Origin of the sequence: Sphingopyxis sp. GC21, from assembly GCF_025727575.1 — a bacterium.
Taxonomy (GTDB): Bacteria; Pseudomonadota; Alphaproteobacteria; order Sphingomonadales; family Sphingomonadaceae; genus Sphingopyxis; species Sphingopyxis terrae_A.
Genome location: NZ_CP095845.1, coordinates 1116054 through 1131950, shown reverse-complemented (window position 1 = coordinate 1131950; position 15897 = coordinate 1116054). Strand labels below are relative to the sequence as shown.

14 protein-coding genes are annotated in these 15897 nt (G+C 65.9%); 8 read left to right on the top strand and 6 right to left on the bottom strand.

Annotated features, from left to right (window positions below; genetic code table 11):
• Positions 1–64: 64 nt before the first annotated feature.
• The 4 genes from MU856_RS05385 to MU856_RS05370 all read right to left on the bottom strand — a co-directional run bounded on the left by MU856_RS05385 (position 65) and on the right by MU856_RS05370 (position 4117).
• A complete protein-coding gene (locus MU856_RS05385) occupies positions 65–1378 on the bottom strand; it encodes an amidohydrolase (protein ID WP_263588534.1) in 1314 nt (437 codons plus the stop codon).
• 43 nt (positions 1379–1421) lie between these two features.
• Positions 1422–2066 (bottom strand): DUF4893 domain-containing protein, encoded by a 645-nt coding sequence (locus MU856_RS05380; protein WP_263588533.1) that lies wholly within the window; start codon positions 2064–2066, stop codon positions 1422–1424.
• Between the two features lie 82 nt (positions 2067–2148).
• Positions 2149–2934 carry a 3-hydroxybutyrate dehydrogenase gene (locus MU856_RS05375; protein ID WP_263588532.1) on the bottom strand — a complete coding sequence of 262 codons (786 nt, stop codon included), beginning with the start codon at positions 2932–2934 and terminating at the stop codon, positions 2149–2151.
• Positions 2935–2971: 37 nt separating this feature from the next.
• Positions 2972–4117: a patatin-like phospholipase family protein gene (locus tag MU856_RS05370; RefSeq protein ID WP_062766861.1), complete on the bottom strand. Its 1146-nt coding sequence runs from the start codon at positions 4115–4117 to the stop codon at positions 2972–2974.
• Between the two features lie 158 nt (positions 4118–4275).
• Here MU856_RS05370 and MU856_RS05365 point away from each other — a divergent pair, with 158 nt between their 5' ends.
• From MU856_RS05365 to MU856_RS05340, 6 genes are all read left to right on the top strand, one after another.
• Positions 4276–5181: a neutral zinc metallopeptidase gene (locus MU856_RS05365; RefSeq protein WP_217373348.1), complete on the top strand. Its 906-nt coding sequence runs from the start codon at positions 4276–4278 to the stop codon at positions 5179–5181.
• Positions 5154–6431 (top strand): metal-dependent hydrolase family protein, encoded by a 1278-nt coding sequence (locus MU856_RS05360; protein WP_062902301.1) that lies wholly within the window; start codon positions 5154–5156, stop codon positions 6429–6431. The genes MU856_RS05365 and MU856_RS05360 overlap by 28 nt, the downstream gene beginning before the upstream one ends.
• Positions 6432–6501: 70 nt before the next feature.
• Entirely contained in the window at positions 6502–7962 is a 1461-nt protein-coding gene (locus tag MU856_RS05355) for a helicase HerA domain-containing protein (protein ID WP_062902300.1), read from the top strand.
• Positions 7963–8054: 92 nt separating this feature from the next.
• Positions 8055–9227 carry an acyl-CoA dehydrogenase family protein gene (locus MU856_RS05350; RefSeq protein ID WP_062902299.1) on the top strand — a complete coding sequence of 391 codons (1173 nt, stop codon included), beginning with the start codon at positions 8055–8057 and terminating at the stop codon, positions 9225–9227.
• Positions 9227–10036, top strand: a complete 810-nt coding sequence (gene fdhD, locus MU856_RS05345; RefSeq protein ID WP_062902298.1) for a formate dehydrogenase accessory sulfurtransferase FdhD — start codon at positions 9227–9229, stop codon at positions 10034–10036. Before MU856_RS05350 ends, fdhD begins: the two co-directional genes overlap by 1 nt.
• Positions 10033–10551: a molybdenum cofactor guanylyltransferase gene (locus tag MU856_RS05340; protein ID WP_062902297.1), complete on the top strand. Its 519-nt coding sequence runs from the start codon at positions 10033–10035 to the stop codon at positions 10549–10551. The genes fdhD and MU856_RS05340 overlap by 4 nt, the downstream gene beginning before the upstream one ends.
• Here MU856_RS05340 and MU856_RS05335 read toward each other — a convergent pair.
• On the bottom strand, positions 10548–12815 hold the full coding sequence (locus MU856_RS05335; RefSeq protein ID WP_062902296.1) for an FdhF/YdeP family oxidoreductase: 2268 nt from the start codon (positions 12813–12815) through the stop codon (positions 10548–10550). The two genes, MU856_RS05340 and MU856_RS05335, sit on opposite strands and share 4 nt — an antisense overlap.
• A 60-nt stretch (positions 12816–12875) precedes the next feature.
• Positions 12876–13622: a helix-turn-helix domain-containing protein gene (locus tag MU856_RS05330; protein ID WP_263588531.1), complete on the bottom strand. Its 747-nt coding sequence runs from the start codon at positions 13620–13622 to the stop codon at positions 12876–12878.
• Positions 13623–13736: 114 nt separating this feature from the next.
• Between MU856_RS05330 and MU856_RS05325 the strand changes: the two genes are divergently transcribed.
• Positions 13737–14654, top strand: coding sequence for an SDR family NAD(P)-dependent oxidoreductase (locus MU856_RS05325; RefSeq protein WP_263588530.1), 918 nt, complete (start codon positions 13737–13739; stop codon positions 14652–14654).
• Between the two features lie 10 nt (positions 14655–14664).
• Positions 14665–15834: an acyl-CoA dehydrogenase family protein gene (locus MU856_RS05320; protein WP_062902293.1), complete on the top strand. Its 1170-nt coding sequence runs from the start codon at positions 14665–14667 to the stop codon at positions 15832–15834.
• Positions 15835–15897: the final 63 nt, after the last annotated feature.

The window sequence follows — 15897 nt, the reverse complement described above, 5'->3', positions numbered from 1 at the left end:
CAGATCGAGCGTGCGCAGGGCCGAGCGCCAGAATCAGGTCAGCGCGTCGGCCCCAAGTCGCCGATTACCCCTTCGGCATCAGCTTCATCGCCATCGACGTCAGCGCCTCGGTCGCGGTCGAGATGACGGCGGGCGCGTCGGGCGCCCAGAAGGGCGAGTGAAGGCTGGGCAGGGTCCGCCCTTCCTTCTTCGCCGCATCGAGTTCGGCCTGCGGCACGCCGCCGACCCAGATGATCAGGCTCTTGATGTCCTTGTCGTCGCGTGAGAAGCGGCCGAAATCCTCGCCGCCCATGACCGGCGGCATCTTGATCACGCGCTTGTCGCCAAAGCGCGTCGTCAGGAACGCTGCCATATCCTCGGTAAAATCGGGGGTGTTGAAGGTCGAGGGCGTGAATTCGTCCTTTTCGACGCTGACCACCGGCAATTTGTCGTCGGGGAGGCCTGCGGCGATCGCTTCGCCTTTCGCTACGCGCGCAATGCCGTCGAGCAGATGGTTGCGCACCTCGTCGGTATAGCTGCGAACCGTCAACTGCAGCCGCGCCTCGTCGGGGATGATATTATGCTTTGCCCCGGCATGGAAACTGCCCACGGTGACGACCGCGCTGACGAGCGGGCTGATTTCACGCGACACGAGCGTTTGCAGCGCGGTGACGATCCGGCTCGCCAGCACGATCGGATCCTTGGTTGCCTGCGGATAGGCGCCATGACCACCGACCCCCTTCACCAATATGTCGACGCTATCGACATTGGCGAGCGCATAGCCCGGCGTATAGCCGATCGCTCCGGCCGGAAACTGCGCCGCGTCGTGGAAGGCGAGCGCATATTGCGGCTTGGGAAAGCGGGTATAGAGCCCATCTTCGAGCATCATCCGGGCGCCCGCGCCGCGCTCCTCGGCGGGTTGGCCGATCATCACCAGCGTTCCCGACCATTTATCCTTGTTCGCCGCCATCAGCCGCGCGGTGCCGATCCACGACGTCATGTGCGTATCGTGGCCGCACGCATGCATCACGCCGGTTTCGACGCCTTCCTTGGTGGTCACGCGAACCTTTGACGCACCGGGCAGGCCCGTCTGTTCGGTCACCGGCAATCCGTCCATGTCCGCGCGCACCAGCACCACCGGACCGGGGCCGTTCTTCATCACGGCGACGACGCCGGTTCCGCCAACCTTTTCGGTGACATCGAAGCCGAGCTTGCGCGCTTCGGCGGCGAGAATGCCGGCCGAGCGCACCTCCATGAAGCTGAGTTCGGGGTTGGCGTGCAGATCCTTGTAGATCGTCATCAGCGAGGGCATCTGCTGCTGCACCTGATCGCCCAGCGATTGCGCCGCCGCCGGCATCGTCAGCGCCAGTGCCGCAACGCCCGTCCACAAAATCCGCATAAATCCCCCTTTGTCCGTCAATCTCGCCCGCCAAATTTGTCCGTCAGTTTGCGGGAACCAGCTCGATCACGTCGAGCAAGGATTCATAGGCCGGCGCGGGCAGCACCAGCCGCCAGCGATTGTCGCCGATCCGTTCGACCAGCCCCGCCATATCGCGCATGCGGTCGGTACCATAATCGATGGCCAGCCGTTCGTCGCCAAGCTGCAGCGTGCCCAGAAAGACCTGCCGGTTCAGGCTGTCGGGAAAGATCAGGCCCACGGGGCGCTGCGATCCGGTCAGCTTGACGAAGCTCGCGATGCCCTGCTCGTCGGCGATGCGGCACCGGAACCAGTCATAGGCGATATAGGCGAGCGTGCTGCGCCCCTGCGTACCGAGCTTGATCGTCCGGCACCGGTAATCGCCGGCGGGAATGTGCGGATTGGGCAGCGCCGCCATCGGCTCGAGCAAAACGCCCTCGCGCTCGATATCGGCGCCATAGCCTTTCGCGCGCGCATCGGTCAGCGCCGCCTGCCAGCTCTTGTGCCAGCTGCGTATGCGTTCCTTGTCCTGATCGGTCGCCGTCGCGCGCCACGTTCCTGCGGACGCAGGGGCGTCGGCCGCCGAAGGCGGCACGGAGGGCACGGTCTGGCAGGCGCCAAGGGTCAACCCCAGCGCCAGGGTGGAAACAAGCGTAGTGCGACCCCGCATTCTCCGTCTCTCCTGATCGGCTTTGGTTAACCCTTAGGAGGCGACGGACGAATGCTCAAGGGCGGGACGCGCGCAAGCGCCCTCAGGCGGCGGTCCAGCCGCCATCGACGCTCAGATTGGCGCCGGTGATGTTCGCGGCCTCGTCGCGGGTCAGGAAGGCGGCGATCGCGGCCACCTGTTCGACCGTAACGAACTGCTTGGTCGGCTGACCGGCGAGCAGCACGTCGTTGATGACCTGCTCGCGCGTCATATGCCGCGCCTTCATCGTATCGGGGATCTGGTTCTCGACGAGCGGCGTCCAGACATAGCCCGGGCTGATGCAATTGACGGTGATGCCGGCTTCGGCAACTTCCAGCGCAACCGTCTTGGTCAGGCCCGCAAGGCCGTGCTTTGCGGTGACATAGGCCGATTTGAACGGCGAGGCGACGAGCGAGTGCGCCGATGCGGTACCGATGATCCGACCCCATCCTTTCTTGCGCATCCCCGGAACCGCGTGGCGAATGGTGTGAAAGGCCGCGGTCAGGTTGAGCGCGATGATCATGTCCCATTTTTCGACCGGGAAATCCTCGACCGGCGCGACATATTGCATGCCCGCATTGTTCACGAGGATGTCGACGCCGCCCATGTCCTTGTCGGCGCGCTTGAACATCGCTTCGATTTCGTCGGGCTTGGTCAGGTCGGCACCATCATAGACGGCCTTGCCGCCGTTCAGCACCTGCAGCGCCGCGCGTTCGGCTTCGATCGCCGCCTCTTCGCCGAAGCCGTTGATGATGATGTTCGCGCCCTCGGAGGCGAGCGCCTTGGCAATGCCGAGGCCGATGCCCGACGTCGATCCGGTGACGAGAGCCGTCTTGCCTTGCAGTCGCATAAATAATCCTTTCTTCGGGGGGAGATAATGATGACGGTCAGCCGGCCTTCGGCCGCAGCAGGTCGGCCTGCACCGCGAAACTGTCCGATCGCCCTTCGGCGATGCTTTCGGCAAGAAGATGCCCGTCCTTCATCGCCGCTTCGACCGCGGCGCGGCCGAGTGCCCAATTGGCCTCCATCGTCGAGCGCGAGAATTCGAAATCGCGCGCACCGGTCTGCCAGGCGGGCGGTTGATGGATGAGCTGCACGACGTTCAGCGCCTTGCAATCGACCATCTTCTGCACCGCCTTGACCTCGGGCAGATCGCGCGCCTCGGGCGGCAACTTCGCCAGCATCCGGTCGATCAACGCATGCTCCTTGCGCCGCCGCACCAGTCCGTCGGAAATGCGCCGCGTACGGCTCGAATAGCGGATATCCTTTTCGCGCGACCAGGCCTCTTCCAGATCGTGCGGACGATCGCCGCGCGCCGGGAAAAGATCGACCTGAAAGACGAGCATATCCTCGTGCGCCGCCTCGACCACATGCTCGAGCGGCGTGTTCGACACCAGCCCGCCATCCCAATACCAATGCCCGTCGATCTCGATCGGCGGCAGTCCCGGCGGCAAGGCGCCCGACGCCATGATATGCCGCGCGTCGATCCGGTCGGTGCGGGTATCGAAATAACGGAAATTGCCCGTCTCGACCGCGACCGCGCCCACCGAAAGCCGGACGTTGCCCGTGTTGAGCCGATCCCAGTCGATCAGCCGGTCGAGCGTCGCGATCAGCGGCGTCGTATCATAATAGCTGACCGCGGCAGGCGTCTGCCGTTCGGCGAAAAGCGGCGGCGGGATGCGCGGAACGAAAAAACCGGGGACCCCGAAGCTCGCGACCTGCGCGGCAGCGCCCAGATGCACCCACTCACGCACCGCATCATTGTCGACCACCGGTAGCGAGGGCAGCGCCGACGACACGCCTTCCCAAAAGGCGCGCATCTTTCCGACCGCCTCGTCGCGCGGATTGCCCGCGATGATGGCGGCGTTGATCGCACCGATCGAAATACCCGCGACCCAGTCGAGTTCGATCCCCAGATCGATCAGCGCTTCGTAAACGCCGGCCTGAAAGGCGCCAAGCGCACCGCCCCCCTGCAGGACAAGCACCACAAGGTCGGGAAGCGGCAGGGCGGCTCGGGCAGCGCGGCGAGGCATGGACTCGGAAACGATCCTCTTTTGGGTCGGCACCCACGTCTTTTGTGCGCCGCAACAGCGAACAATGCAAGGGCGCTGTGCAGCGCGAATCCCCTTCCAATTGCGGGGTGCTGCTGCCACAACCGTTTTACGACAAGGCTTTGACGGCGGAGACAGGCATGCGCCTCGACGATTATGATCCCGGCGACGATATTCGCGATCTCGGTCGCGGCGGGGGCGGATTCGGCGGCGGGGGCGGCGGCATGGGCGGATTGCTCGTCGGCCTGCTGCCGATGCTGCTCGGGCGCAAGATGGGCTGCGGGACGATCCTGCTGCTCGGCGTGCTCGCCTTCGTCTTTCTCGGTCCCGGCGCCAGCCTGCTCAGCACCGGCGGCGGAAGCGCCGACCCGATGGCGCAAAGCCGCGGCGCACCGCAGGGGGTTGCCTGCGACACGGCGGCGGAGAAATTCGCCTGCAACGTCTTCGGCTCGACGCATCAGGTCTGGGGGCAGCTTGTCGACGGCTATCGCAAGCCGACGCTCAATTTCTTCACCGACGAAAACCGGTCGGGCTGCGGCGCGGCACAGGCCGCGATGGGCCCGTTCTACTGCCCTGTAGATCAAGGGGTCTACCTCGACACCGCTTTCTTCAACGAACTGGCGAGCCGCTTCGGCGCCGCCGGCGATGCGGCGCAGGCCTATGTCGTCGCGCACGAAGTCGGTCACCACATCCAGACGCTGACCGGCATTTCGGACAAGGTTCGCCAGATGCAGGCGCGATCGTCACAGGCCGAGGGCAATGCACTGCAGGTTCGCATGGAGCTGCAGGCCGACTGCTACGCCGGCGTCTGGGCCAATCGCGCGCGGACGAAGGACGGTCAGCCGGTGATGGAACCCGGCGATATGGAAGAAGCGATGCGCGCCGCCAACGCGATCGGCGACGATACGCTGATGCGCTCGGCCGGGCAGCGTCCCGTTCCTGAAAGTTTCACCCACGGCACGAGCGAACAGCGCATGAGCTGGCTGCGCCGCGGCCTGGAAACCGGAGATCCGCGCCAGTGCGACACCTTCAACGTTTCGCTCTGATCGCCGCGCTGGCGGCGGCATCCGCGCCCGCTTCGGCGGCAAGCATCTATGTAAAGGCCGGGCGCCTGATCGACGGGCTGACCGACACCGTTCGCACCGGCCAGTGCATCACCATCGCCGACGAGCATATCGTCGCGGTCGCGCCGTGCGGCAAGGCGCCCGACGGCGCGCAGGTCGTCGACTGGTCGGCCTATACCGTGCTGCCCGGGCTGATCGACCTGCACACGCACCTCGCCGATCTGGGGCAGAGCGCCGATCTTGCCGCACCGATGAAGGCCTCGCCCGCCGAAACCGCGCTCGTCGGCGCGCGCAACGCACGCGTGACGCTCGACGCCGGCTTCACCAGCGTGCGCGACGTCGGCACCTATCGCGGGCTGACCGATCTCGCGCTCCGCAATGCGATCGACCGCGGCGATGTACCGGGGCCGCGCATGCGGGTCGCGGGCGCCTATATCACCATCCCCGGCGGCGGCGGCGAACTCAACGGCGTCGTCCCCAATGACCAGCTCCCGCCCGATATGCGGCTGGGAGTCGCCGCGACGCCCGAAGAGGCGGCGGACAAGACCGCCTTTCTGCTCGATCATGGCGCCGATTTCATCAAGACGATTGCGACCGGCGCGGTGCTGGCGATCGGCACCGAACCCGGTGCGCCCGAACTCACCGAGGATCAGCTTCGCGCCGTCGTGACGGTCGCCCACGCACGCGGCAAGCGCGTCACGGCTCACGCGCATGGCGCCGAAGGGATCAAGAATGCGATCCGTGCCGGGGTCGACAGCATCGAGCATGCAAGCCTCGTCGACGAAGAGGCGCTGCAAATGGCGAAGGCGCACGGCACCTGGCTCGCGATGGACATCTACAACGGCGATTACATCAACGACATCGGGACGAAAGAGGGTTGGCCCGAGGAATATTTGCGCAAGAATCGCGAAACCACCGACACGCAGCGCGCGGCGTTCAGGCGGGCCGTCGAATTGGGAATCAAGATCGGCTTCGCGACCGACGCGGGGGTCTATCCGCACGGGCTCAACGCGCGGCAATTCGCCTATATGGTCCGTTATGGCATGACGCCGATGCAGGCGATCCAGGCCGCGACCGGCCGCGCTTCGGAAGAAATGGGCCGTAGCGATGTCGGCGCGGTGGCGCCGGGCCGCTATGGCGACCTGATCGCGGTGAAGGCCGACCCGCTGACCGATATCCGCGTCCTCGAACGGATCGATCATGTGATGAAAGGCGGGACGATCATCCGCTGACAAGGCGAGCGCCGTCGCCGGACGCCGAGCCCGGTTGTCACGGCGCGGGCGCCTCGTTAGGGGCTGCGCAGTGGACAACAGCATCGAAATCGGAATCGACGGCGCGCAGCGGCCCGTTCATGTCAATGTCCAGGAATTGCTGGCGACGCGCCTGTTGGTCCAGGGCAATTCGGGTTCGGGCAAATCGCACCTGCTCCGCCGCCTCCTCGAAGAAAGCGCGGGACTCGTCCAGCAGATCGTGATCGATCCCGAGGGCGATTTCGTCACCCTCGCCGACCAATATTCGCACATCGTCGTCAACGCAGGCGATTATAGCGAGGCCGAAATCGCGGCGATGGGCGCGCGCATCCGCGAACACCGCGCCTCGGTCGTCCTCAGCCTCGACACGCTGGAGATCGAGGCGCAGATGAGCTGCGTCGCGGTCTTCCTGAACGCCTTGTTCGATGCGCCGCGCGCACACTGGTTCCCGGCGCTCGTCGTCGTCGACGAAGCCCAGATGTTCGCGCCGAGCGCGGCGGGCGAAGTATCCGACGCGGTCCGGCGCGCCTCGCTGTCGGCGATGACCAATTTGATGTGCCGCGGCCGCAAGCGCGGCCTCGCCGGCGCCATCGCGACGCAGCGGCTCGCAAAGCTCGCCAAGAATGTTGCCGCGGAGGCGAGCAATTTCCTGATGGGGCGCACCTTCCTCGACATCGACATGGCGCGCGCCGCCGACCTGCTCGGCATGGAGCGCCGCCAGGCCGAGCAGATACGCGACCTCGACCGCGGCTGCTTTCTCGGCCTTGGTCCCGCGATCACGCGGCGGCCGGTATCGATCCGTATCGGCTCGACCCGCACCGCGACGCGCGCAGGCACGCACAGCCTGTTGCCGCTGCCAAGCGCCGAGCCGGCCGATATGCAGACGATGCTCTTCGCCAATCTCGACGCCCAACCCGTGCCGCACCCCGCCCCGGCCCCACGCCCGGTCGCGGCCCAGGAGTTGATGGAGCGCTTCGTCGTCCCCGCCGAAGACGCCACATCGCCCATCGACGACGGCCCGCCGTCGGAGCCGGCACCGGCGATCGATCCCGAACCCGTGGTCATCGCGGCGCTGCGCGACATGCTCGCCGACCCGGCGTGCGGCTTTCATGCCGAATCCTTTCTCTATCAGGATTTTTCGGTGCGCTGCCGGATGCAGAAGCTGCGGCAGGTGCCGCTCGACCTTGCGCAGTTCCGGCGCCGCTTCGCGCTCGCGAAGGCGGGCATCTTCGATCCCGCCGAGCCGCAATGGCACGACCTGCTCGACGCGGCGGCGCGCCTGCCCGACGACATGCTCGCGCCCTTCCTGCTGATCGGGCGCGCCGCGATGGAGGGATCGCCCTGCCCGGACGACGATGCGCTCGGCGCGGCTTATGGCACGCGCTCGCCGGGCCGGGTCCGCCGCCTCGTCGAATATATGGAGCGGCAGGGCGCGGTGGTGGTGCGGTCGGATTTCGGCGGACGCCGGTCGATAGGCATCCCGGCGCTGGGGTTGAGCACCGAGGCCGAGTGATCGGCCGCCCTCCCTCTCACGCTTGATGGTTGCGGCGGCGCGGCGCTTCGGCATAAGCGGCGCGAAGCAAAGAGAGGATTGGACCAGCGACGATGCAGCTCAGCCCCTATGACAGCGAGCATTTTCCCGAGATTCGTGAGGGCGTGCGGCGGCTGTGCGCCGAGTTTCCGGGCGAATATTGGCGCGAACTCGACGTAAGGCGCGAATATCCCACCGCCTTCGTCAAGGCTCTGACCGACGCGGGCTATCTCTCGGTGCTGATCCCCGAAGAATATGGCGGATCGGGGCTCGGCCTGTCGGCGGCGGCGGCGATCCTCGAGACGATCCAAGCCGAAGGCTGCAATGGCGGCGCCTGCCATGCGCAGATGTACATCATGGGGTCGATCCTGCGCCACGGGTCGGAAGAACAGAAGCAAGCCTATCTGCCCAAAATTGCAACCGGCGAGTTGCGCCTGCAAGCCTTCGGCGTCACCGAGCCGACGAGCGGCACCGACACGACCGCGCTGCGCACCGTCGCGGTGCGCGATGGCGACGATTATGTCGTGAACGGCCAGAAAATCTGGACCAGCCGCGCCGAGCATAGCGACCTGATGCTGCTCCTCGCGCGCACGACCCCCAAGGATCAGGCGGCGAAAAAGACCGAAGGCCTCTCGACCTTCATCGTCGACATGAAAAAGGCGCTGGCCGACGGGTCGCTCACCATCCGCCCGATCCGCACGATGATGAATCATGCGACGACCGAGGTCTTCTTCGACAATATGCGCATTCCGGTCGCCAACCTGTTGGGCGAGGAAGGAAAAGGCTTCCGTTACATCCTCTCGGGCATGAACGCCGAACGGACGTTGATCGCCGCCGAATGTGTCGGCGACGCCAAATGGTTCATCCGGAAGTCCGCCGACTATGCGAACGAACGCCATGTTTTCGGCCGCGCGATTGGCCAGAACCAGGGCATCTCCTTCCCGATCGCCCGTGCCTATGCCAATATGCGCGCCGCCGAATTGATGGTTCACGAAGCCGCCCGGCTCTATGAAGCCGCACAGCCCAACGGCGCGGAGGCCAATATGGCAAAGATGCTCGCCGCCGACGCGTCGGTCGAAGCCGGCAATGTCTGCATCCAGACCCACGGCGGCTTCGGCTTTGCCGAGGAATATGACGTCGAGCGCAAGTTCCGCGAGACGCGCCTCTATCAGGTCGCGCCGATCTCGACGAACCTCATCCTCTCCTTCCTCGCCGAGCATGTCCTCGGCATGCTGCGGTCCTATTGATGGCCGATACCCCGCCCTTCCTTCCGCGCCCGGTGCGCCGGATGGGTCTGGGGGTGGCGGGCGATGCCGACATCGAGCGCATGATCGCGGTCGAAATGCCGGTCTCGATCGAGGTTCAGGGGCTCGCCTATGCCGTGATGATGGCGACGCCCGCCGATCTCGAAGATTTCGGCGTCGGATTTGCACTGGCCGAGGGGTTCGTCGATACGGCAGCGCAGATCGACCGGATCGACGCGCAGCCGGTTCCCGGCGGCCAAGCGCTGCGACTCTGGCTTTCCCCCGCTTGCGCCGCGCGCGCGCTCGACCGCGCCCGGACGCGCGTGAGCGAGAGCAGTTGCGGCCTGTGCGGCCTCGAAAATATCGACGCGGTGCTGCGCCCGCTGCCCCCCGTGACCGCGCGCGTCACCGTGCCGCGCGCGGCGATCGCGCGCGCGCTTGCGGCGCTCCCCGAGCGGCAACCGCTCGGGCGTGCGACCGGCGCCGCTCACGCCGCCGCTTTCTGCGACCCCGATGGCGACATTCTGCTCGTTCGCGAAGATGTCGGCCGGCACAATGCGCTCGACAAGCTTGTCGGTGCGCTCGCGCGCGGCGCTACCGATCCGGCGGGCGGCTTCATCCTGCTGTCGGCGCGCTGCAGCTATGAACTGGTCGAAAAGACGGTGCGCGCGGGTTGCCCGATGCTCGTCACCATCTCGGCGCCCACCAGCCTGGCCGCCGAGCGCGCCGCATCGGCCGGGCTGACGCTCGTCTCGCTGGCGCGCGCCGACAATGCCCTTATCATCTCCGACGCGCAGGGCATGATCGCATGAGGCTGCTCGGCGCGGTGCTCGCCGGCGGGCAGTCGCGCCGCTTCGGCTCGGACAAGGCGCAGGCGCTCTTGGGCGGCACGACGCTCCTCGATCATGCCGTCGCGGCGCTGAAGCCGCAATGCGACCGGATCGTCATCGTCGGGCGCGAAAACGGGCGCGTCGCCGCGATACCCGACCGGCCGCAGCCCGGCCTCGGCCCGCTCGGCGGCATCGCCGGGGCGCTTTCTTATGCCGCAAACGAAGGCTTCGATGCGGTGCTGACGGTGCCGGTCGACTGCTTGCGGCTACCCGCGAATCTGCGCGACCTGCTTGCCCCGCCGCCCGCGTTTGTCGCCGCGCAGCCGGTTATCGGTCTGTGGCCGGTGCAGGCGCTGACGCTGCTCGACGCGCTTCTCAGCGAAGAGGACGACCGGTCGGTGCGCAGCTTCGCCCGCCGCATCGGTGCGCGTGCGGTCGAGAGCGATGTCGAACTGCCGAACATCAACCGACCGCCCGATCTCGATCGTTTCGCTTAGGCGCCGACGACCCGCACCGGGATCGACTTTGCCGCCGGACAGCCGCTGATCGGGTCATAATAGGCGAGCGGCAGCAGCGGGTTGAGTTCGGGATAATAGCCCGCGATGGAACCTGCCGGCATCGGATAGTCGATCGCGGTCAGCCCCTCGACCCGCCGCACGATGCCGTCGGTGCTGATCGTTTCCAGCGTGATCTTCGCGCCTTCGGCCAAGCCGCGCGCCGCCATGTCCTCGGCATTCATGAACACCACCATCCGGTCGTTGTACACGCCGCGATAGCGATCATTATAGCTGTAGATCGTCGTGTTGAACTGATCGTGCGATCGCACCGTCGCCAGCCGCAGCATGCCGGGATCCTCGACCGGCGCATCGACGTGCAGTCCGGGCAGCGGCAGGAAGTTGGCTTTCCCGTTCGGGGTCAGCCACGCGCGCCGCCGCGGCGCGATGTCGAGATGAAAGCCTTTGGGCGCTTTGATGCGCTCGCCGAAATCGGCGTAGACGGCAGGATAGACATCGGCGATCCGGTCGCGGATGCGGGCATAATCGTCGATATAGCTCGCCCAATCGACCTTGCTGTCCGGCAAGGCCGCCATTGCCATGCGGCAGACGATCTCGACCTCCGGCAACAGATGTTCGCTCGCCGGATCGAGCACCCCGCCCGAGGCGGTGACGTTCGACATCGAATCCTCGATCGTGACGAATTGCTCGCCCGCCGCGGTTTCGATGCGTTCGGATCGCGCGATGACCGGCAGGATGAGCGCATCCTTGCCATGCACCAGATGCCCGCGGTTGAGCTTGGTCGCGATGCCGACGGTCAGGTCCAGCTTGCGCATCGCGTCATAGGCGCGGTCGGTATCGGGCACCGCGCGCACGAAATTGCCGCCCAGCCCGATGAAGACCTTCGCGGTGCCCGCCATCATCGCCTCGACCGATTCGACGGTGTGATGGCCGTGTGCGCGCGGCGGCTCGAAGCCGAAGACATCGCGCACGCGATCGAGATAAGCCTCGGTCGGCTTTTCGTCGATGCCGACGGTGCGATCGCCCTGCACGTTCGAATGGCCGCGGATCGGGGAGATGCCGGCGCCGGGCTTGCCGTAATTGCCCTTGAGCAGCAGCAGCGCCGCAACTTGCTGGAGCAGCCGCGATCCCAGTTGATGCTGGGTCAGCCCCATGCCGTAACAGATGATCGTGGCGTTGGAGCGGATATAGACTTCGGCGCATCGGCGAATCTGCTCTTCCGAAATGCCCGACACCGCGACCATCTCGCCCCAGTCCTGCGCCATGATATCGTCGCGCAGTTCCTCGAAGCCTTCGGTATGCTCGGCGATGAAATCATGGTCGAAGATCGTTTCGCCCGCGGCTTCGCGCTCGAACATCGCGCGCATCATGCCCTTGATCAGCGCAAGATCGCCGCCGATCTTCACATGCACGAATTCGCTGGCGATCGGCGTCGAGCCGAAGGTCGCCATCTGCGCGATGTCCTGCGGCTCGGTGAAGCGGATCAGCGCGCGTTCGGGCATCGGATTGACCGCGACAATCGGAACCCCGCGCCGCCGCGCTTCGACGAGGCAGGTCATCATGCGCGGCGCGTTGGTGCCGGGGTTCTGTCCGATCACGAAGATGGCCTCGGCATGGTCGAAATCGTCGAGGATCACCGTCCCTTTGCCCACCCCGATCGCGGGCGGCAGGCCGCGGCTCGTCGGCTCATGGCACATGTTCGAACAATCGGGAAAATTGTTGGTGCCGAACTCGCGCACGAAGATCGAATAAAGGAACGCCGCCTCGTTCGGAGTGCGACCGGAGGTATAGAATTCGGCCTGGTCGGGATCGTCGAGCGCGCGCAGGTGCCGGCCGATCAGCGCAAAGGCGTCGTCCCAGCTCACCGGCACATAATGGTCGGTCGCGGCGTCATAGCGCATCGGCTCGGTGAGCCGCCCCTGCATCTCGAGCCAATAGTCCGACTGCGCCATGAGCTCGGTGACGCTGTACGCCGCGAAGAAGTCGCGCGTGACCCGGAATTTCGTCGCCTCATGCGCGAGCGCCTTGGCCCCATTCTCGCAGAATTCCAGCTTCTTGGTGCAACTCGCATCAGGAAAGGCGCAGCTCGGACATTTGAAACCGCCCGGTTGGTTCATCGACAGCAGCGCGCGCGATCCCTTGGTAACGACGCTTTGTTCGAGCAGCACTTTTGCGGTGGCCGCGGCGGCGCCCCATCCGCCCGCGGGCTGCTTGTAGGGGGTGTAGCGGGGCTTGCCTTCGGCCATGGTCGTATCCCGAGCGATTGGACGCCCACTATGGTCCCGCCATTGCATGAACTCCAGAGCTTATCGCCCTGCGTCGGCGACCCCGCCTGCGCCGAGCGCATCGCGCAATTGCCGCAGCGCATCCCCAAGCGCTTCGATCTCTGCCGCGCTGCGCGACCCCGCGACGATCGACGCCGACAGGCAAAAGCCGGGGCGTGGCTCGGCCAGCCCTGCGGCCACGGTCACGACGCCGCGATGCGCGAAGCCCTCGTCGACGGCAAAGCCCTTCGCCGCCGCCTCGCGCACCTGCGCGGCATAGGTCTCGAAATCGAGCGCGGCCTGCCAGCGCACCGGTGCAAAGCGACGCGCAAGTTCAGGGGCATCGACGCCCTGCGCCGCCGCGAGCGCCCGGCCGGCCGCGCCCCCGCCGAGCGGCTGGCGCTGTTCGTCGGCGAGGCGCAGCCGCATTCCGGCATCGCTTTCGGCATGCGCGAGCAATTGCATCCGCTCGCGCGACACCGCCGCCCACAGGCCGACCGCCGCCTCACTGCGCTGCGCAAAGCGAAGCATCAGGGGGCGGGCGCGTTCGGCAAGCGCCGCGGCGCCGCCATTGTCGCGCAGCAGCGCAGCCGCCTGCCAGGCCGCCGTCAGCCGGTACCGCTTGCCCGGCTCGGCGCGCTCGATCGCGCCTTCACCCGCCAGCGTCTTGAGAAGATTGAGGCAACTGGACGGACTGAGGCCGAGGCTACGCCCGATGTCCGACAGCGTCAGCGGTCCCGCGTCGGCGAGCAGGCGCAGAATCGCGAAAGCCAGAGAAACGGAACGCACGGGACCAGTCATGGCTCTTCTATATTTTCATATATATGAAAGAACAATTCCCAATGTTGAAATGATGCATTGCCCGCCCTATCGCGCTATCGATTGATTCGACGGGAGAGTGACATGAGCGGTTGTCTGGACGGCAAAGTGGTCGCGATTACCGGCGCGGGACGCGGCATCGGGCGCGAACTGGCGCTCCACTGCGCCGCGCAAGGCGCAGCGGTCATCGTCAACGACCCCGGCGTCGCGCAGGCGGGCAATGGCGGCGACGCTGCCCCGGCGGAGACCACCGCGAACGACATTGTCGCCGCGGGCGGCAAGGCTGCCGCCAATTTCGGCAATGTCGCCGATCCCAAGGAAGCCGCCGGCATCATCGAGGATGCGGTCGCAAAGTTCGGCCGCATCGATGCCGTCGTGAACAACGCCGGCATCCTGCGCGACACCATCTGGCACAAGATGAGCTACGAGGATTGGAAGAGCGTCATCGAGGTCAACCTCACCGGCGTCTTCAACGTCTCGAAGGCCGCGACGCCGTACTTCCGCGAGCAGCAGTCGGGCAGCTTTATCCACTTCACCTCGACCAGCGGGCTTATCGGTAACATCGGCCAGGCCAATTATTCCGCCGCCAAGCTCGGCGTCGTCGCGCTGTCGCAATCGATCGCGCTCGACATGGCGCGCGTCGGGGTGCGCTCGAACTGCATCGCGCCCTTCGCGTGGAGCCGCATGACCAGTTCGATCCCGGCGACGACCCCGGCAGAGCAAGAGCGCGTCAAGCGGTTGCAGGAAATGTCGCCCGACAAGATCGCGCCGCTCGTCGCCTATCTCGCGTCCGACCTGTCGAAGGATGTGACCAACCAGATCTTCAGCGTGCGCAAGAACGAGATATTGCTTTTCTCGAAGCCGCGCCCGGTCCGCTCGATGGCGAAGCTCGAAGGCTGGACCGCCGAAGCGATTGCCGACGAGTTGATCCCCGCCTTCCGCCCAGCTTTCGCGCGCGCCGACGAGGTGTCGGCGCATGTTTTCCCTTACGACCCGATCTGAGGACTTTAAGATGAGCAATCCCGGCATGGACGCGGACGTCTTCGAACAGTTCATCGAACAACTCGAACGCTATGTCCGCGATCGCCTTCTCCCCGCCGAGAAGGAGATCATCGAGAGCGACGCGATCCCCGACGATATCCTGTCCGAGATGCGCGACATGGGCCTCTTCGGACTGACGATCCCGGAGGAATTTGGCGGCGCGGGGATGAACGTCAGCCAGTATATCCGCACGATCCACACGATCAGCTATGCGATGCCGGCGTTCCGCTCGATCATCTCGATCAACATCGGCATGTTCGCCTCGGCATTGAAGAATGGCGGGACCGAGGCGCAGAAGGCCGAATGGCTGCCGCGCGTCGCGGCGGGCGAGATCGCCTGCTTCGGCCTCACCGAACCCGGCTCGGGATCGGACTCGGCGGGGCTCCAGACGACCGCGACGCAGACCGACAATGGCTGGGTCTTGAACGGCACCAAACGCTACATCACCAACTCGCCCTTCGCCAAGGTCGGCCTGATCATGGCGCGGACGAGCAAGGAAAATCTGCCGAAGAACGCCCATGTCTCGGCGTTCGTCGTGCCAATGGACGCCCCCGGTGTATCGATCGGCAAGTCGGACAAGAAGATGGGCCAGGCGGGCAGTCACATCGCCGACGTGATCATGGAGGATGTTCGCGTTGGCGGCGAAGCGCTGCTGGGCGGCGAGCTCGGCAAAGGCTTTGCCTATGCGATGATGAGCCTCGACAACGGCCGCATGTCGGTCGGCGCCGCGGCGACCGCCTATGCCCGCCGCGCGCTCGACAGCGCGGTACGCTATGCGACCGAACGCAAGGCGTTCGGCGAACCGATCGCCAATTTCCAGCTGATCCAGCAGATGCTCGCGCAGAGCGAGATCGATATCTATGGCGCCGAATGCATGATGGAGGACGTCACCCGCCGCGCCGACGCGGGCGAGAATGTCCTGCGCAAGGCGGCGGCGTTCAAGGTCTTCGCCAGCGAAATGTGCGGCCGCGTCGTCGATGCGTGCGTGCAGGTTTATGGCGGCGCGGGCTATCTCGCCGAATATGACGCCGAGCGTTTCTTCCGCGATGCGCGCATCTATCGCATCTACGAAGGGACGACGCAGATCCTGCAGCTCCAGATCGCCAAGCATATGCTGCGCGAGTTTGCGGCGGCGAATTGAGGGTGGAGCGCCGCCTCACACCCTATCGTCATCCCGGCGAAGGCCGGGATCTCGCCGTAGCGT